This window comes from Staphylococcus sp. 11511212, from assembly GCF_011394755.1.
GTDB classification, from domain to species: domain Bacteria; phylum Bacillota; class Bacilli; order Staphylococcales; family Staphylococcaceae; genus Staphylococcus; species Staphylococcus chromogenes.
Genome location: NZ_JAANBQ010000003.1, coordinates 351,711 through 370,769, shown reverse-complemented (window position 1 = coordinate 370,769; position 19,059 = coordinate 351,711). Strand labels below are relative to the sequence as shown.

20 protein-coding genes are annotated in these 19,059 nt (G+C 35.4%); all 20 read right to left on the bottom strand.

Annotation, left to right across the window (positions count from 1 at the left end; translation table 11 throughout):
* Nucleotides 1-4: 4 nt before the first annotated feature.
* On the bottom strand, nucleotides 5-976 hold the full coding sequence (locus G8Y84_RS03270; protein ID WP_037573731.1) for a biotin--[acetyl-CoA-carboxylase] ligase: 972 nt from the start codon (nucleotides 974-976) through the stop codon (nucleotides 5-7).
* Nucleotides 963-2,165 (bottom strand): CCA tRNA nucleotidyltransferase, encoded by a 1,203-nt coding sequence (locus tag G8Y84_RS03265; RefSeq protein ID WP_037573734.1) that lies wholly within the window; start codon nucleotides 2,163-2,165, stop codon nucleotides 963-965. Before G8Y84_RS03265 ends, G8Y84_RS03270 begins: the two co-directional genes overlap by 14 nt.
* On the bottom strand, nucleotides 2,158-3,294 hold the full coding sequence (gene bshA, locus G8Y84_RS03260) for an N-acetyl-alpha-D-glucosaminyl L-malate synthase BshA (protein WP_165806113.1): 1,137 nt from the start codon (nucleotides 3,292-3,294) through the stop codon (nucleotides 2,158-2,160). Before bshA ends, G8Y84_RS03265 begins: the two co-directional genes overlap by 8 nt.
* A 16-nt stretch (nucleotides 3,295-3,310) precedes the next feature.
* Nucleotides 3,311-3,631 carry a nucleotide pyrophosphohydrolase gene (locus G8Y84_RS03255; protein ID WP_037573741.1) on the bottom strand — a complete coding sequence of 107 codons (321 nt, stop codon included), beginning with the start codon at nucleotides 3,629-3,631 and terminating at the stop codon, nucleotides 3,311-3,313.
* 145 nt (nucleotides 3,632-3,776) lie between these two features.
* Nucleotides 3,777-4,472: a zinc metallopeptidase gene (locus G8Y84_RS03250; protein WP_037573744.1), complete on the bottom strand. Its 696-nt coding sequence runs from the start codon at nucleotides 4,470-4,472 to the stop codon at nucleotides 3,777-3,779.
* A 36-nt stretch (nucleotides 4,473-4,508) separates the two neighbouring features.
* A complete protein-coding gene (locus G8Y84_RS03245; RefSeq protein WP_037573747.1) occupies nucleotides 4,509-5,111 on the bottom strand; it encodes a DUF1405 domain-containing protein in 603 nt (200 codons plus the stop codon).
* A gap of 4 nt (nucleotides 5,112-5,115) precedes the next feature.
* Complete coding sequence (locus G8Y84_RS03240; protein ID WP_037573750.1) at nucleotides 5,116-5,676, bottom strand: YpiB family protein; 561 nt, start codon at nucleotides 5,674-5,676, stop codon at nucleotides 5,116-5,118.
* Between the two features lie 11 nt (nucleotides 5,677-5,687).
* Nucleotides 5,688-6,929, bottom strand: coding sequence for a tetratricopeptide repeat protein (locus G8Y84_RS03235; RefSeq protein WP_037573753.1), 1,242 nt, complete (start codon nucleotides 6,927-6,929; stop codon nucleotides 5,688-5,690).
* Between the two features lies 1 nt (nucleotide 6,930).
* The gene (gene aroA, locus G8Y84_RS03230; protein ID WP_165806112.1) at nucleotides 6,931-8,220 is read right to left on the bottom strand and encodes a 3-phosphoshikimate 1-carboxyvinyltransferase; all 1,290 of its coding nucleotides are present in this window, start codon (nucleotides 8,218-8,220) and stop codon (nucleotides 6,931-6,933) included.
* On the bottom strand, nucleotides 8,221-9,288 hold the full coding sequence (gene aroB, locus G8Y84_RS03225) for a 3-dehydroquinate synthase (protein ID WP_037573759.1): 1,068 nt from the start codon (nucleotides 9,286-9,288) through the stop codon (nucleotides 8,221-8,223).
* Nucleotides 9,289-9,300: 12 nt separating this feature from the next.
* Entirely contained in the window at nucleotides 9,301-10,467 is a 1,167-nt protein-coding gene (gene aroC / locus G8Y84_RS03220; protein WP_105996592.1) for a chorismate synthase, read from the bottom strand.
* A gap of 217 nt (nucleotides 10,468-10,684) precedes the next feature.
* Nucleotides 10,685-11,134 carry a nucleoside-diphosphate kinase gene (gene ndk, locus G8Y84_RS03215; RefSeq protein WP_037573764.1) on the bottom strand — a complete coding sequence of 150 codons (450 nt, stop codon included), beginning with the start codon at nucleotides 11,132-11,134 and terminating at the stop codon, nucleotides 10,685-10,687.
* An 81-nt stretch (nucleotides 11,135-11,215) separates the two neighbouring features.
* Nucleotides 11,216-12,172, bottom strand: coding sequence for a polyprenyl synthetase family protein (locus tag G8Y84_RS03210; RefSeq protein ID WP_105967300.1), 957 nt, complete (start codon nucleotides 12,170-12,172; stop codon nucleotides 11,216-11,218).
* A gap of 15 nt (nucleotides 12,173-12,187) precedes the next feature.
* Nucleotides 12,188-12,898 (bottom strand): demethylmenaquinone methyltransferase, encoded by a 711-nt coding sequence (locus tag G8Y84_RS03205; RefSeq protein WP_165806111.1) that lies wholly within the window; start codon nucleotides 12,896-12,898, stop codon nucleotides 12,188-12,190.
* Nucleotides 12,891-13,478, bottom strand: coding sequence for a heptaprenyl diphosphate synthase component 1 (locus G8Y84_RS03200; protein WP_103159467.1), 588 nt, complete (start codon nucleotides 13,476-13,478; stop codon nucleotides 12,891-12,893). Before G8Y84_RS03200 ends, G8Y84_RS03205 begins: the two co-directional genes overlap by 8 nt.
* 287 nt (nucleotides 13,479-13,765) lie before the next feature.
* A complete protein-coding gene (locus tag G8Y84_RS03195; protein ID WP_037564282.1) occupies nucleotides 13,766-14,038 on the bottom strand; it encodes an HU family DNA-binding protein in 273 nt (90 codons plus the stop codon).
* A gap of 287 nt (nucleotides 14,039-14,325) precedes the next feature.
* Complete coding sequence (locus tag G8Y84_RS03190) at nucleotides 14,326-15,324, bottom strand: NAD(P)H-dependent glycerol-3-phosphate dehydrogenase (protein ID WP_037573772.1); 999 nt, start codon at nucleotides 15,322-15,324, stop codon at nucleotides 14,326-14,328.
* Between the two features lie 16 nt (nucleotides 15,325-15,340).
* Nucleotides 15,341-16,651 carry a ribosome biogenesis GTPase Der gene (gene der / locus G8Y84_RS03185; protein ID WP_165806110.1) on the bottom strand — a complete coding sequence of 437 codons (1,311 nt, stop codon included), beginning with the start codon at nucleotides 16,649-16,651 and terminating at the stop codon, nucleotides 15,341-15,343.
* Nucleotides 16,652-16,959: 308 nt separating this feature from the next.
* Complete coding sequence (gene rpsA, locus G8Y84_RS03180; RefSeq protein WP_037573779.1) at nucleotides 16,960-18,144, bottom strand: 30S ribosomal protein S1; 1,185 nt, start codon at nucleotides 18,142-18,144, stop codon at nucleotides 16,960-16,962.
* Between the two features lie 231 nt (nucleotides 18,145-18,375).
* The gene (gene cmk / locus G8Y84_RS03175) at nucleotides 18,376-19,047 is read right to left on the bottom strand and encodes a (d)CMP kinase (RefSeq protein ID WP_037573782.1); all 672 of its coding nucleotides are present in this window, start codon (nucleotides 19,045-19,047) and stop codon (nucleotides 18,376-18,378) included.
* Between the last annotated feature and the right edge of the window lie 12 nt (nucleotides 19,048-19,059).

The following is a 19,059-nucleotide window of genomic DNA, read 5'->3' as shown; positions in this document are numbered from 1 at the left end:
CTATCTATAAATCTATATCCGCACTCATTAAACGATGAATCGTACCTGATTCATCGACCACATGCAAAAATCCCAAATCATCAATTTCGATGACTTTTCCATAAAACTGACGTGTTCCTTCAGTAAACCGTAATCTACGGTTCCAAATGTTTGAAGCGGCAATATATTCTTGTTTAATAGATGTAAATGGTTTTGATAAAAATTGGCTATATCGTTGTTGTATATGAGACATTAAAGTCTTTAAAAAAGCGTATCGATTTATTGATTGGCTGTTTTGAAGTGAAATGCTAGTCGCGATTTTTCTCACCTCTGGATTCCAATCGGTCTCGTCTTGATTGATATTAATTCCAATCCCACAAATGACGGCTTCTATACGATCTGCGTTAGCAACCATTTCAGTTAAAAACCCACAAATTTTTTTCTCACCGATGTAAATGTCATTAGGCCATTTGATTTTTACATCTTGCTCAACATACTCTTGAATAGCATCACGGATGGCCAGTGAAATAAATAAATTAAATGTCGTGAGCATTGCATAAGAGATATCAGGACGTAGGACAAGGGACATCCACAACCCTTTACCTTTTGAAGATTGCCAAGGTCTTTTAAAACGCCCTCTTCCCTCAGTTTGTTCATCACTGATAATAAGCATCGCTTCATCATGCTCAACCAGTAGATGCTTTGCTTCTAATTGCGTGGATCCCACACTGTCATATGTATAGACGGATTCAAAAAGCGTAGGATATTCTATCATTGAGTGAATAATACTTGCATGCCATTGTTGAGGAAACTCATTTAAACGATGACCTTTATTATGAACTGAATCTATTGAGATAGACTCGGATTTCAATTGATCTATCACTTTTTTTACAGTCATCCGTGAAATATGTAGTTGTTCTGCAATCGCTTGTCCGGAAATATAGTTCGGACGCGCATCTGCAATTAATTTTAAAATTTGATCTCTATACTTTGACATTTTGCTTCACCCATTCTACAATATCTGTTCGACTATTTTTTACTTTTTTCAACACGATGGCACATTCAATTTCTCTTAATGCATGTTTAATCCAAGGACCACTAGGTTGATCGAGGACCTCCATTAAAACTTTACCATTCATATTTACTTCTTTTCTATTATGAATGGATAGCTGTTGATAAATCTCTTGAATGATTTTTGGATTGAATATTAAAGGATTCGCGATTTGAATCTCATGCGCCTCTAATAGTGGTTTTAAATAAAAGATATCCGAAGCTATATTTTCACCGTAATCGTAAACCCATATTTGTAATTCTTCTTTAGACTGAATTTGTTGGAGACGCAGGATTGCACTTGCCAAGTGTTCAGCTTCTTTTAAAGTTTGATTACTCAATTTTAAACGTTTAATCCCCTCTTTTTGGCCTTCAAATAAATGTAAAAAGGCTAAAAATTGCGATAAAGAGAGCGCTATATTTAAATGTATATGCTGCCAATTAAACATTTTTAAATAAGGAATGTGGGCCATGATTTTTAAATCAACCATTGCTTTAAATGCTTTCTCAATGCCCCGTCCCAATAATAACTTTTCGAGCTCAGTCATAATTCGTTCGATTGATAAATAATGAATATCTTCTACACATGCAGACATTGCTACGTAGGTTTTTTCTTCTATATCAAAATTCAACTGAGATTGAAAACGAAGACCTCTTATAATACGTAAGGCATCTTCAGTGAAACGTGCTTGTGGATTGCCTACTGTACGTATACAGTGATGGTTTAAATCATTACAGCCATCAAAATAATCATACAATTTAAAGTTTGTATCCATTGCCATAGCATTAATAGTAAAATCTCGACGTGCGACATCTTCATATAATGAGCGTACAAATTGAACGTCGGTTGGACGCCGATGATCTTCATAACGACCTTCCGTTCGAAAAGTAGTAACTTCATAATTGTTTTTTTTCCATACGACATTAATAGTTCCGTGGGCTTTACCTACCGGAATAGTATGTTCAAATATAGCCTCTATTTCATCAGGTGTCGCACTGGTAGCGATATCGACATCATTTATCGTACGATTGAGATAAAAATCACGTACGGCTCCACCTACAAAATAGGCTTCAAAACCATGTTGTTGAATATGTTTCATCAATGGGATGGCCGCATTAAAAGCTGCTTTAGACATGAACCTTTGAGTCTCCTAACATTTGTTGATAGTAATATTCATATTGATCTGCAATCTTTTTAGAATTAAATCTTTCTTGGATGTCTAGTAACATTTTTGTCTGCATTTGTTGGTATTTTGTTGGATTTTGAAGTATAGATACCGCATATTGGGCAGCAGTCTCAGCATCTCCAATATCTACAAGAAATCCAGTTTCTTCATGTTTAATGACTTCTTGGATTCCTCCTGCCCGAGTGCCAATAGGTAGAACGCCTGTGTGCATCGCTTCTAGCAATGTAAGTCCAAAACTTTCTTTCTCGCTCATGAGCAAAAGTAAATCTGAAATTTGATAAAAGTTACTCATGCAATCTTGCTTACCTAGAAATAAGACATCCTCACTTAATTGAAGAGACTTTACACGTTGTCGCATGTCTAACAACTCAGGCCCATCCCCTATAAGTAATAACTTTGCTTTCATCTTTTGACGTATAAGATGAAAGGTGTCAATCACTGTATCAATACGTTTTACTTTTCTAAAATTAGAAACATGAATAACCACTTTTTCATCCTCTGCAATGCCATAACTCGTACGTAATTTTGGCTGACGTCCTTGAGGAAAATCTTTTTCCTTTACAAAATTATAGATAGGAATGATTTCCTTTTCAGGTTGTATAATTTCGTAAGTTTCCTCTTTAAGTGACTGACTTACACTTGTGACGATATCACTTTTTTCAATGCCAAATTTTATTGCATTTTGTAACGCGTGGTCATAACCTAATACCGTAATATCTGTTCCATGTAGCGTGGTCATAATTTTTATATTTTTTCCAGACATTTGACGTGCCAGAATACCACAAATTGCATGTGGAATTGCATAATGCATATGTAATACATCTAAGTCGTATTCATTAATTACATTTGCAATTTTTGTACTTAAAGAAATATCGTATGGCGGATATTGAAACACGGCATACTGATTAATATCGACTTGATGAAATGTGATATTTGGAACAGGCTTTTTTAAACGAAATGGCATATTTGAAGTAATAAAATGTACTTCATGTCCACGCTCAGCCATAAGTATCCCTAATTCTGTGGCAATAATTCCTGAACCACCTGCTGAGGGATAACATGTGATTCCTATTTTCACAACCGATCACTCCTTTTTATTTACGTTCAAAGCGATGTTGATCTCGGTGATTAAATTTTTCCATTGTTTGATTAAAACTTTCGGTCATATCTATATTTAATGAATTGGCTAAACAAAGTAAGACAAATAAATTGTCACCAAGTTCAGCTTCAATTGTGTTAGGTTCTTCTGTAGATTTTTTTTGTTTTTCACCGTGATAATGGTTGATTTCTCTAGCAAGTTCTCCTACCTCTTCTGTAAGACGTGCTAAATTTGCAAGAGGTGAGAAATAGCCGGCTTTAAATTGTGAAATATAGTTATCTACTTCTTGTTGCATCATTTGCATAGATTTTTCCATAAAACTCACCCTTTCGTATCTTATTCTTTATCTTACATGATTGAGCTATATATCGGCAATGTATCAACCCACTTTAGAAAGAATTTTAGCCAAACAAAAACACCCCTCTTATCATGGGATAAGAACGGGTGTTGAATGCTTATGACTATTCTTCAGAACGTGCAATGAGAATTAATCGTACTAATTCAGCAACCGCAACGGCAGTAGCTGCAACGTACGTCATTGCTGCAGCACGTAGTACGCGTCCTGCATGTTTATATTCTTTTTCATCAACAATATTCAAATGTTGGATTTGTCTCATGGCACGCTTACTTGCATCAAATTCGACTGGCAATGTGACAATTGAGAATAGCACTGCAAATGCCATAAAGAAAATACCAATCCATAATAAAGTTGAACCAAATGCGATATGCAACATTGTAAGAATAAAGCCTGCTGTGATTAATAAGTAGGATAAAGAGCTACCTAAATTCGCTACAGGAACTAATGCAGAACGGAAACGTAAGAAGAAATAACCTTCGTAATGCTGAATCGCATGTCCGACTTCGTGAGCAGCAATCGCTGTACCTGCTACACTAGGACGATTATAATTTGAAGGTGATAATACAACGACCTTTTTACTAGGATCGTAATGATCTGTTAAAAAGCCTTCCCCTTCTTTTACATCAACGTCGTAAATGCCATTTGAATGTAAAATTTCTAAAGCAACTTCTCGTCCCGTCTTGCCACTCGTTGATCTAACTTGAGAGTATTTTTCATAGTTAGATTTTACTTTGTGTTGCGCATACATTGGGAGGATCATAAGTATTACAAAATAAATGATTAAAGACATAAAAGACATTATGCTCACTCCTTTAATTATATTGTAAGTGGTTGATTAATAATGGTCAAACTTTTTATCCTCTCGTATCCGAAAGATATATAAAATAACAATAAAAGGAATCGCGCTAAGCCAAAAAGCAATATAGCCAATTATGGATTCATAATGAATGAGCGACCCGTATACAGGATATTGGTGAAACACATAATCAATCACATCATTATGAAAAATCCATATTAAAGTGATTGTTAGACTGAGTGTTGTAACGGTCAAACGAGGTAAAAATAAAATAGCTTGTATAGCCATAACGGCATGTGAAAAAATCAGCATGATTCCCGTAATATAAACTGTGTCGTCATGAATAAACATAAATATATTCATAATTACAGCCCAAACCCCGTATTTGATCAAAGTAACAAAAGCAAGTGTATCGATAATCGCATTTCTTTTGTTAAACAGCATTAAAAAGATGCTAATAGTCAAAAATAATGAAGCGGTTGGGCTGTCTGGAATAAAAATCCAAAAATACCATTCAGATCTCATTAACTGTGGTAAATACCAAATATATCCATAAATTGTTCCAAGTAAGTTACATAGGAGCAAAAGCCATAAAATAAATCGGTTGTATATGATAGTTTGATGTATTGTTGACCAATTCATGCTTTCACTCCTCATAGAATTTATAACGGCGCAATTTTAGAACGCTAAGCAAATGCGTGTACCATTTAAATGCATCAGGATTTTTAACACGTAGACTTAAATCGATTTGAGACTCCAATAAATGCATTAAATGTTGGTATGTGGTTGAGTTTAAATGGATGCGTTTTAAGTCATAAATATAAGATTCATCCACGTGATGACTGAATAATTGATGCAAAATGATAAAATCAAGTCGCGTATCACGATAATCGGGATGTGAAAAATGGATTTTGATGTCAAGTTGATCAATGTCTTCAACAATTAATGTAAAAATTTTATTCGTATTAATGTATATATTTTGATTAAAAGTGAGACGTACTGCATCTTGTTGACTATTTTCTACTGATATTTCAAGTGTCGTATGTTGTGGATTAATTTCATCAACAAATTTTACGAATTTGACATGGGAGTCATTTGCTTTGAGGTAGTTTAAAATCCAAACAGTAATACGTGATTTAAATTGATATTGAAATAACAGATAGTCCATAAAATGTTGTTTATCTTTATTTATAGGTACCTCAAACATTGCTGGTCCCCTTAGTTTAATCTATCGTATTCATCTTGCCATTTCTCTTGATTGGGTTCTTTTTGAATCAAGAGGTCCAAAATTGTTTTAGCATGCGCTATTTGGCTAATTTCAATGAGATATTCATAATAATCTTTTAAGAAGTCTACATTGTCTTTTAGAGATGTATAGGCAATATCATAAAAATGCTGTGCTTCTTTATCACGCTCTTCTTGTCCTAAGGCATATGCCAGTTGCCAAATGAATACGGGATCCATATCTTCCTCATTCACAAATTGTACCAACTCAATTAGGGCTTCATAGTCTTCTTCATGACGATATAAATCTGCTAACATGAGTAAAGGTTCTTGATAGCTTGGGTCGACTTCGAGCGCTTGTTTTAACAATGAAACAGCTTCATTTTGGTCTCCGTGTTCAATTTTAAGCGCCCCGGTACTGAACATTAATTCTTTATAATATTGATTTAAACGTAAACCTTCATCACCAATTTCTATTGCGTCTGCGAACATTTTTTCATTTTCGTAAAGTTGTTGCAAATAGTAGTAGGCTTGTATAAAGTCAGGATCCTTATTTAAGAGTGTTTTTGTTATTTTTATGGCTTCTTGTGTACGATCATTTTTTTCGTAAGCAACAGCCTTTTTTAAATAATCTTCAGGAACCAATTCCTGCTCGTTTATTTCATCATACCATTTTAAAGCATCTTGATAATTTCCACTTTGAAGGCTACTATCGGCAAGACGTGAAAATAGATTAATACCATTGACTTCATACTCTCCGCTCTCTAACACAGTATCGTATTCACGAGAAGCACGTAAGTATTGACCATCAAAATATAACAATTCAGCAAGCGCAAAATGAATGATGGGGTCATTAGGTTGAATTTCAAGAGCTGCTTCTAATTTATCGATTGCCACTTCAAGCATGTTAATTTGTTGATATAAATCTGCTTCAAGCATCAATTTTTCTGGGGTTTCTGGCACTTCATTTAAATATTCTAAAGCTTCATCAATATGGTTTTCAGTCACAAGCCCTTCTATAAAGTAAATGAGAACTTCGCCTTCATTTGGATACTTGTGGTATAACGTGCGAAACACCTCAAGCCCTTGAGGTGTTAATCCATATTGGTATAAAGTTTCGCCAAGCGCAAACAACCCTTCGTCATCATCAGATTGTTGTGCTTCTTGAACACGTGAATCGAGGCCATCTAATTTTTGTAAGTTGATATCATCTATAAGTTTATAGATATCTTGCATATTATCCCTCATTCTCTAATTGTTTTAAGATTGGTAAGAACCCTGGGAAAGAAACATTTACGCTATCAAAACGTTGAATTTGAATGTCTTCCTTCGTTAATAACGAGGCAATCGCCAACATCATGCCTATACGATGATCTGTATGGCTATCTACAACTTGGGGTGTGGTAAGTTGAGAAGGATAAATAATCATTCCATCCGCTGTAGGTTCAAGTTGAAACCCAAGACGATTCAATTCATTAACTGTAGTATCAATGCGGTTTGTTTCTTTTACCTTTAATTCTTCAGCATCTTTAATGATACTTGAACCTGTTGCTTGTGTACAGAGTAATGCAATGACAGGAAGTTCATCAATACAACGTGGAATGAGTTGACCACTTATTTCAATCGGCTTTAAATGTTCAGTATATCTTACATGTAATGTTGCAGTAGGTTCAGGGGTATCGGTTAAATTCAGAATTTCTAAATGTCCGCTCATTTTTTTAACGATTTCTATAATGCCATCTCTCGTTTCATTCATTCCAACGTGATGAATATAAATATCACTGCCAGGTGTAATAAGTGCTGCAACAATAAAGAAGGCAGCAGAAGAGATATCACCAGGAACATCAAAATTATTAGGTGACAAGTGTTGGATACTTTTTCCCGGTAAAGTTATTGTTTGGTTAGAAGTTCCAGTAGGAATGCCAAAATGTTGAAACATTGTTTCTGTATGATTCCTAGAAATATCAATCTCTTCAATTGTGGTTAAATCAGGTGCAAATAAACCCGCAAATAATAAAGCACTTTTTACTTGAGCGCTAGCAACAGGCATTTTATAGTGTAATCCTCTAACATTTCCTCTACTTATAATGAGGGGCGTATAGTTATTCTCTATACCTCGTATCTGTACACCCATTTTTTGAAGCGGATCAATAATGCGCTTCATGGGCCTTTTACCTATTGACGCATCTCCAGCTAAAACACTTTCAATCCCAAGTCCTCCTAATAAACCAGCCATAAGCCGAGTTGTGGTACCTGAATTCCCCGTATAAAGGACTTGATGTGGAGTTGTGAAATGTTCGTATCCTGGTGAGTTGATTTCAATTTGATTTTCTGAAAATGTCATTTGAACGCCTAAAGTTTGAAAAATGTTGGCTGTTCTCATACAATCCTCTCCTAAAAGAGGACCTGTAATGATAGACTTTCCTTGAGCAAGTGAAGCCAACATGATGGCACGATGCGTCATAGATTTATCACCCGGGATTGTTATTTCCCCTTTAAGGGGTCCGTTGGATGAAATAGTTTCCATTTATATCACCTCTTGATGTAATGCAACCATTTGATTAAATGATTGTTTTAAAATGGATTTTGGAATATGTTGCACAGTGGGTTGTCCAAAATCTTTTAATAGTACCATTTGTACGCCTGTCGCATCATTTTTTTTATCTGACAACATGTATTCATAGAGCTGTTCAAAATTAAAGTCATCAATGATGGATAGCGGATAATGGAGTTCTTTTAAATACTGATAAAATGATGTTGTTGAATATTGCGTTTTTAAGATTAAATTAGAAACAAAATATTGAAATAAAATACCTAACATCACAGCATGACCGTGCGCTAAGTGATGTTGGTATTCAATCGCGTGGCCAAAAGTATGACCTAAATTTAAAAATTTGCGTTGTCCTTGTTCCTTCTCGTCTGCGAGTACAATATTTAATTTAGTTTCTATGCCATCGACAATGACGGTCTCTATATTTTTTAACTTGAGCAATGTTTGCACGTTAGGATACATCTGTTCAAGCTGATTGACAGCTTTTTTAGAATTGAGAAGTGTGTGTTTATAAACTTCTGCGTAGCCACTTAAAATCTCTGTTTGAGGTAAAGTAGTTAAAAAATCTAAGTCATAAATAACCGCTTTAGGTCTGTAAAAAGCGCCTATTAAATTTTTACCTTGAGGCGAATTAATACCTACTTTTCCGCCAATGCTAGAATCATGAGCTAATAGTGTGGTTGGAACTTGAATAAAGTCAACCCCACGTAATAACGTGGCGGCTAAAAATCCAACAAAATCTCCCGTAGCTCCCCCACCAATAGCAACAAGACATGTTTGTCGTGTAGGTTTGAATGATAGAATTTGCCCCATATATTGCTCATAATATTGTATATATTTCACTTGCTCACCAGAGGGGATTATGATTAAAGTGTGTTTCGGTTTGATTTGATGTTGCACATCTGGCCAACATTTGGCAACGTGTTCATCTATAAGAATGAATATTTGCTCATAATCTGACAAGTAGTCATTGAGATGTTGAATGGCCCCATTTTCTACTATTATAGGATAGTTATCGTGAGGGTAACGTGTGTGTAATTGCATAGAAATCTCCTTTTAATAAGTGATGTTTCGTAAGCGACGCGTGTCTACCTGGTTTTTCAATTTCTCAATATCATTAGATTCGAATTCTTCTAAAAGCGCTTTGGCAATTTCGAAAGCAACGGCATGTTCACAAACAATACTCGCCGCTGGCACTGCGCAACTATCTGAACGCTCAATCGTCGCTTTAAAAGGTTCTTTTGTTTTGATATCCACAGAAGCAAGTGGTTTGTATAAAGTTGGAATTGGTTTCATTACTCCATTTACAACGATAGGCATTCCATTCGACATGCCCCCTTCTAAACCTCCTAAATGGTTGCTTGCACGGTAGTATCCTCTTGTTTCATCATACATAATTGGGTCTTGAACTTGTGAACCAAGTAAAGCTCCCGCTTGAAAGCCTACACCAAAGCTGACACCCTTAAAAGCATTTATGCCGACAACGCTTTGGGCGATGCGTCCATCTAATTTACGATCATAGTGGACATAACTTCCCACACCGACAGGCATGTGATTTACAATGACCTGAACAACTCCACCGATAGAGTCGCCGTCTTTTTTAGCTTGATCTATTTTATCGCGGATGGACTGTGCAATACTTTCATCCACCACGCGAACATCATTGGCATCTTCGGACTTTTTAATCGTATCAATGTCGTATTCACCTTCATCTTTAATGCCACCAATTTCTACGACACGGCTAAAGAGTTCGATACCTAATTGTGCGAGAAGACTTTTACAAATTGCACCAACAGCAACTCGCGCTGCAGTTTCACGTGCAGAAGAACGCTCTAAGACATTGCGAAGGTCTTGATGATTATATTTCATACCGCCCACTAAGTCCGCATGACCAGGCCGTGGCTTTGTAATGACACGCTTCATATTTTCTTGTTCTTCTTCAGTTATAGGTTCAGCTCCCATAATCTTCTGCCAATGTTTAAAATCATCATTTTTAACAATCACTGTTACAGGGCTACCTAATGTATATCCGTGTCGAACACCAGAAACAATTTCTACGGTATCTTTTTCAATTTGCATACGTCGACCCCGACCATAACCCCCTTGACGTTTGAACATTTCTTTATTGATTTGATCGATATCTATTTTCATATTTGCAGGCAATCCTTCAATAATCACTGTTAATTGAGGGCCATGTGATTCGCCGGCAGTTAAAAATCTCATAACGGGCAACTCCTTTTATTAATTCATTATTTTTAGACTAACATAGCGTATTGTGTCATCAAAGATTTAAATTAAATATGTTGTTTATCATAGCACAAAATATCGTTTAAATTAACAGAAAAATAAGAAAAAGTTTAACGCTTTTAATAACTAAAGTGTTTTGATAGATAAAAGAGCTGAAACGGCATATTGTTTCAACTCTTTTATCTCGTTTTTTCTATTCGTATAACCAAACTTCATCTGGTGATTGGTAACTACTGATTTCTTCTGGCTTAAACCATAAGTTGATTTCTCTTTCTGCTGATTCGACTGAGTCAGAACCGTGTACAACATTGCGTCCGACTGTTAGACCTAAATCCCCACGGATAGAGCCTGGTGTAGCTTCTGAAGGATTTGTAGAGCCAATAATATGACGGGAAACAGCCACCGCATCTTCCCCTTCTACGACCATTGCAAATACAGGTGCAGAAGTAATAAATGAAATTAACTTAGAATAAAAAGGTTTGCTTTTATGTTCACCATAATGTTCTTCCGCTAACTCTTGAGGCACAGTCATTAATTTAGCACCAACTAATTTTAACCCTTTTTGTTCAAGACGTTGAACAATTTCACCGATTAATTTTCTTTGTACAGCATCTGGTTTAATCATTACGAATGTTTTTTCCATTGTGAGGATCCCCCTGTGTTTATGTATAGATTACAAGAATATCCTACCATGTAAATAAAGCGCTTTCAATCGTTTTATATATTATGACATACGATTTTTAAGCTTAGAAATCAATTTTTTAAACACAGGTTTTGCATCATTGTCGGGTAATGTTGCTAATAAATCATTCGCTTTTTGCAAATAGCGCTCACTAATTTGTTGAGAAATCTTAATCGATTCTGAGTTTCGAATTTGTTCCACACATAATTCAAAAGCATCTTGAGGCGCATTTGCGTTTAATGATTCAATGCGTGCTTTCAACTGAGGATCTCGTTTCATTTCGAGCAATGTTGGCAACGTCATATGTCCATTTCTCAAATCACTTCCGACAGGTTTACCCAATTTTTTCTCGGAACTCGTAAAGTCTAGAATGTCATCAATGATTTGAAAACTCATACCAATATTATAGCCAATGTTTCTCATTGTTTTTACCGTTTGAGCATTAGCCCCACCACTCATCGCTCCTACTTCAGTTGCTAATTGAATGAGCAATGCCGTTTTACGTTTAATGCGACGCAAGTAATTTGTAATTGATTGGTTTGCACGAAACTGGTCTTGAAATTGAAATAATTCTCCGCGACACACTTCTACGATAGCTTTTGATAATGTTTGATGAATATGAGGGTTTTCTATCGGAGACAAATGTTCTAAAGCACGTGCAAGTAAAAAATTTCCCGTTAAAATGGCTGTAGATTGATTCCACTCTTTTTCAATTGTCGTTTTGCCCCGTCGTTTATCACTAAAGTCGATTACATCATCATGAACCAATGTCGCCATATGAATTAATTCTAATGCAACGGCTACGCGATAAGTATCTTCTGTGGCGTGCTGATTACTCAAATAACTACTGAGAATTACGAATAGAGGACGTACACGTTTGCCACCGGATGATAATAAATGTTCTGCTGCTTTTTGCAACGTCATATCTTCGCATTGCATCTGATGCGCTAAGTTTTTTTCTATATATTTTAGTTCTCGATTCATATAAATTTTCGACATGGTCCTCACCTTTAATTATTTTGTTTTAGGTTTATGAGCTAAATGCATCGCCGCCACACCACCTGTAAAGCGACGTACTTTTACATTTTCAAATGATACTGATTCAAATAACCCTTTCAATGTTTCGCTATCTGGGAAATCAAACGCCGATTGTTGAAGCCATTCGTATTCTTGTTTTGATTTTGCGAAAATCTTTCCGAATAACGGCATTATAAATTTAAAGTAAAGTTGATAACCTTGCTTAAAAATAGGAGCCGTGGGTTGACTAGTTTCTAAACAAACAGCTGTTCCACCGGGCTTAAGTACACGATACATTTCTGCAAGAGCTTTCGTATAATCTGGAATATTACGAAGTCCGAAGCCAATTGTTACATAATCAAAACTGTCATCTTCAAATGGGAGATCCATAGCATCACCTTGAATGAGGCGTATATTAGACATGTTTTCTGTTTTAGTTTCTCCTACTTTTAACATATTTTCACTAAAATCTATTCCCGCGACTTCACCATTAGGACCTACTGCTTTACTTAATGCGATTGTCCAGTCAGCCGTCCCACAACAGACATCTAATGCTTGAGATCCTGGACGTACATTCATTTCTTTCATGACTTTTTTACGCCATACTTTATGTTGCTCAAAGCTAATGATATTATTCAATTTATCATACTTGCCTGAAATATTTTGAAAGACCTCATGTACTTTTTGTTTATCTGCTTGATTATTCATTAAAACCGACTCCAGTATATTTGTATTTTGAGTGTATCACATCAATCAATTGATTAATTTGGGTTTCATTTAAAAAGTTAAGATATGTCAATTGATCAACGGCTAAATGTGCAATAATACGTTGATGATTCTCTTCTTTTAGTGTATTTAATTGATATATATTCAATAGTGTATCGATTAAACCAAATTCAACCGCTAACACAGTTTCTAAAAGTTGATGTTGTGATAGAGATTGATGTTCATTTTGAAGGTATGACTTCTGTGCATTAATTTTGATAATTGCCTCACTCATATGCTTTTGAAAAGTGGTGGATTGTATTTGTGAAATAAGGTAGTAATAATGCGCGCTATACAAATCTCCTATTAAAATGGCATCTCGTTCAAACCGGTAAAAGCTGATTCGATCGAGATGATTCATCGCAGTATTAATAGAGAGCACAGCAACTTTTGATAATGTAGGTATTTCTAATGAATCTAAAATTTCGCTTAATGCACGATTAACAAAGACATTTTTTGGTTTATGTATATGAATTAATGTTTTATTCATCTGTTTTTCTAATAGTTCAAAGGTTTTACTCATGGTCACACCTCAATTTTTAATCACTTACTATCTTAACATTATCGGTTTGAAAATTAAATCTGAATTGTTTTGAAATCTTCACGATATTTATAAGTATATGCAAAATGATAACGTTTCAAAAGTAATGTAGCTTATAGCGTACATTTGATAATGTGGTGATAAGAAATTTCATTGAAATATGAAGCATGAGAAAACTGAATTGCAGAATATTTTAGATTTAGTATAAAGAGGATTATAAAAAAATAAAAAAAGCCCTAATTACAGGGCTTTCTAAGTAAATAATTGAATTATTTCACTGCATCTTTTAAAGCTTTACCTGCTTTGAAAGCTGGAACTTTGCTTGCAGGGATATCAATTTCTTTACCTGTTTGAGGGTTACGTCCTTTACGTGCAGCACGTTCACGTACCTCAAAGTTACCGAAACCGATTAATTGTACTTTGTCACCTTTTGCTAGTGATTTTTGAATTGATTCGAAAACGGCATCAACAGCTTGACCAGCTTCCTTTTTAGTTAAGTCAGCTTGCTCAGCTACAGCGTTGATTAAGTCTGTTTTGTTCATGTCAATTCACCTCCTAAAGGTTTATGTAATGATAATTCAATTATCATTATGGTATGACTTTAACACAAGCAATAGCGGTACTGCAACGATTTATACAAGAAAAACGCTGATTTAATGCGATTTTGTTAAATTATAGCTCGAATTTAACAAATAACACGATTATTTGCATGTGAAAGTCATTAAAATTGTCTTTGAAGACATGTTGCGCTTTGTTACGCGTTTTTATAGTACCCTTAAGAAAGGAGCAATAAACCCATAAATTAGAAAGAAAATGTCATATTCGTGACTTATTCTGACTTTTTATTTCGACCCATCAAGATTTTTAATTCTTCTTCGACGGGTTGATCCTCAAATAAGACTCTATAAAGCGCTTCTGTAATTGGCATTTCTACACCTTGTTGTTTTGCCAAATTATGAACGGATTGTGTCGTATAAACGCCTTCAGCCACCATATTCATTTCGTTTAAAATTTCATCTAGTTTTTGACCCTGTCCTAGTTTATAGCCTAATGAGAAATTTCTTGAATGCGTTGAAGTACAAGTCACGATTAAATCACCGATACCGCCTAAACCTTGGAATGTTAAAGGGTCAGCACCAAGTTGGACACCTAAGCGTGTGATTTCTGCAAGGCCTCGTGTCATTAATGCGGCTTTAGCATTATCACCATAGCCCATTCCTGAAACGACACCACTTGCAATGGCAATGATGTTTTTCAATGCGCCCCCTAATTCTACGCCTACAAGGTCGTCGTTAGTATAAACACGAAGGTAGTCTGTCATAAAAAGGTCTTGTATTAATTGGCGTATTTCTGAATTGTTAGATGCTGCTGCAACTGTCGTTGGTTGCTTAACAACAACTTCCTCAGCGTGACTCGGACCTGATAAAACACCTATTCCAGCATTAAATTCAGGAGAAATGCTATCTTCAAGCATTTCAGAAACCCGTTTGAAGGTTTCGTTTTCTATTCCTTTAGTGACATGTATCAATGTTTTTTTCGAATTTAATTTTGCATTGACACGTCCCATCACTTCTCGAATTGCTTTCGTAGGTAATGCGATGATAAAAATATCTGAATGTTGAATCGCACGATCTAAATCAGTCGTTGCTTGAATCGTTTGATCTAACTTCGCTTCTTTTAAATAATTCTTATTTGTATGTTGTGTATTAATTTCAGAGATGGTTGTCTCATTTTTCCCCCACATTAAAACATGGTGACCATTTTCAGCAAGAACATTGGCAAGTGCGCTACCAAAGCTTCCCGTACCGAATACAGTTATATTGGTCATTTTAATCCCTCCGAGTTTAATTTCTTTTACGCGCGATAATATGAACAGGTGTCCCCTCAAAACCAAAGGCGTGACGTATTTGGTTTTCTAAATAACGTTTATAAGAAAAGTGCAATAGTTCTACATCATTGACAAAAACAACAAATGTTGGTGGTTCAATGGCAACTTGTGTTGCATAGAACACATTTAGGCGACGCCCTTTATCAGTTGGTGTTGGATTCAAAGATATTGCATCAGTTATGACTTCATTTAATGTAGAACTTTGTACACGTTTTTTATGGTTTTCACTGGCTTCATTAATTAATGGGAATAAGGTTTGTAAACGTGCACTTTCTTTCGCAGAAACAAATGCGATTTGAGCATAGTCCAAAAACTGGAAGTTCTGACGAATATCGTCCATAAACTTTTTCATTGTTTTGCTATCTTTTTCAACTGTATCCCATTTGTTGACTACAATGACAATGGCTTTTCCTTCTTCGTGAGCGTATCCCGCCACACGCTTATCTTGTTCAATAATCCCCGTTTCAGCATCAATAACAACGAGTACAACATTTGAACGTTCAATTGCTTTGAGAGCGCGTAAAACAGAATACTTTTCTGTGGATTCGTATACTTTCCCTTTCTTACGCATACCCGCTGTATCTATAAGTACATATTTTTGGTCATCAAAAGTATATTCTGTATCAATAGCATCACGAGTGGTACCTGCAACATTGGAAACAATGACCCGTTCTTCACCTAAAATGGCATTAACCAAGCTTGATTTTCCAACATTTGGGCGACCAATGAGAGATAAACGAATCGTATCATCATCATAATCGTCATCGACTATGTCTTTAAAATGACTGGCAACAGCGTCAAGCAAATCCCCTAGTCCTAAGCCATGGGAACCCGATAAAGGATAAGGTTCACCAAATCCTAGCGCATAAAAATCGTATATATCGTTTCTCATTTCTGGGTTATCTACCTTATTAACTGCGAGAACGACAGGTTTTTTAGATTTATATAAAATTTGGGCAACCATTTCATCACTTTGTGTTAATCCTTCACGAACGTTTACCATAAAAATAATAACGTCCGCTTCTTCAATGGCTAATTCGGCTTGCGCTCTAATTTGCGTTTGAAATGGCGCATCACCGATTTCAATGCCCCCCGTGTCGATAATATTAAATTCATGTGTCAGCCAATCGCCACTAGAATAAATTCTATCACGTGTAACGCCTGGAGTGTCTTCAACAATAGAGACACGTTCACCAACGATACGATTAAAAATTGTTGATTTCCCGACATTAGGTCTCCCTACAATTGCTACAACAGGTTTCGTCATGAGTGTTCTTCCTCTCTTTAATTATCTTCATTATTTTAGCACATGGTCCTACTTTTCAAAAGATAGAATAAAAGAAAGTCATCTTCTAAGAATAAGGTATTTCACTTTAAATAGGAATGAACGCATTGATTATGAAAGTGACGTTTATATGGAAAAGTCACTTAGCGTTCGGTTGTTTGAACTTTCGGTATTATAAGAAAATGTGCGTATGTAATATAATTTACATACAATTATATCATGCCAGTAAACTTTATAGACAATAAAAAAGGAGCGAGATATGCATATATCCCGCTACCTTCATTTTAAAACTATAAATTTAAGTCTTTTAATTTATCTCCGAAAACATCCCCAAGTGTTGGGTTATTTTCATTTTCATCATCGTTTTGATGTGTATATTGTTGTGTCGTTTCTTCTGAAGCTTCATTTTTTTCTTCTTCTGGTAAAGCTGCTTTAATTGATAGTGAAATACGTTCTTCATCAGGGTTAATGCCTAAAATTTTCACTTTAACTTCTTGACCAGGTTCTAACACTTCGTTTGGTGTGCCAATATGTTTATGACTAATTTCAGAGATATGAACTAAGCCTTGTAACCCTTTATCGATCTCAACAAATGCACCAAAGCTTGCCAATCTCATTACCTTACCATCAACGATATCGCCTTCGTTGTATTTCTCTTGAATCGTTTCAAAAGGACTTGGTAACGTATCTTTAATAGAAAGTGAGATGCGTTCAGAGTCTTGTTCGACAGAACGTACTTTTACTTTAACCGTTTCACCAATAGATACTACTTCTTCAGGTGATTTTACATGTTCATGAGATAACTCAGATACGTGTACTAAACCATCTACGCCACCAAGATCAATAAATGCACCAAAATTAGTTAAACGTGCAACTTTACCTTCGATTACGTCGCCAGCTTTAATAGATTTTAACAGTTCTTCTTTTTTCTTTACGTTTTCTTCTGCTTCTACAGCTTTACGGCTTAAGATGACACGATGATTTGATGGATCAAGTTCTTCAACTTTAAGTTCAAGCACTTTTCCTTCATAATCTGAGAAATCTTCAATGAAATCAGTAGAAATGAGCGATGCCGGAATGAAACCTCTTTGTCCTACGTCAACAACTAAGCCACCTTTTACAACTTCAGTCACTTTAGCTTCGATTGTTTCGTTGTTATCTAATTTTTCTTGAAGAAATTCATAAGATTTCTCTTCTTCTAATTGTCTTTTTGAGAGAATGTAACTACCTGATTCATTTTCTTCATCGATTTCAATTTTAGTTACATAAGCTCCAATTTCATCTCCGACTTTTACAACTTCATCTGCATTTTCAATGTGGTGTGTAGACAATTGGCTAATCGGAATAATACCATTGTATTTACCACCATTTACATGTACTACGACATGCTTGTCTTCAATTTGTTGTACTTCTCCAGTAATTTTGTCGCCTTCTTTAATGTCATTAATCATTGATTCATTGAATTCTTCAGTCATCATGAATGCCTCCTTATACTACTACATAATACTAACATCTTACAAAAGTGTAAAATTGTCAAGAAATTTAGATTTGTTAGAAATAAGCGTTTTATCATTACAAATAGAGTAAATTTTGTTTTAATGAGGAATTTGAACGGTGTTTTTTACAATTTTTTCAACATTAATGAATCATAAAATTTTTTTCTGTGCAATATTAACGAAATCGTTAAATCATAGCGCACTTTTCAGTTATGCTTGGCTAATGGCTTTGTTAGCGAGTGAAATGATTTGTTCAGTAACTTCTTCGATGGAAAGCCCTGTTGTGTCAATTTCGATAGCGTCATCTGCTTTTCTCAAAGGAGAAATGTCACGGTTCATATCATATGCATCTCGTTCAGCAATATCTTTGACAAGTTGATCGTAAGTAGATTCGATGCCTCTCAGTTCATTATCTTTTAAACGACGCATTGCACGCTCCTCTACTGATGCGACCATGTAAATTTTTAATTCCGCATTAGGTAATACTGTCGTTCCGATATCTCGACCATCCATAACGATACCTTTTTTAATGGCTAAACGTTGCTGTGATTTGACTAAAAATTGACGCACTTCTTCTTGGGAAGAAACATATGAAACATTTTGAGTGACATCATTCTCCCTCAAATAATCAGTCACATCTTCATTTTGAAGAAAAACGCGTTGACCTTTTTGATCGTCATATTTTAATTCGATTTGAATATTTGCCATCATGTCACTAAAATTAGTGAAAGTTGATTGGTGATTTAAGTAATGATAGGTAATGGCGCGATACATGGCACCTGTATCGACATATATCATTCCTAATTTTGCAGCAACACGTTTTGCAATCGTGCTTTTACCAGCTGCTGCAGGGCCATCTAATGCAATATTTATAGCTGTCATTGAATACCTTCC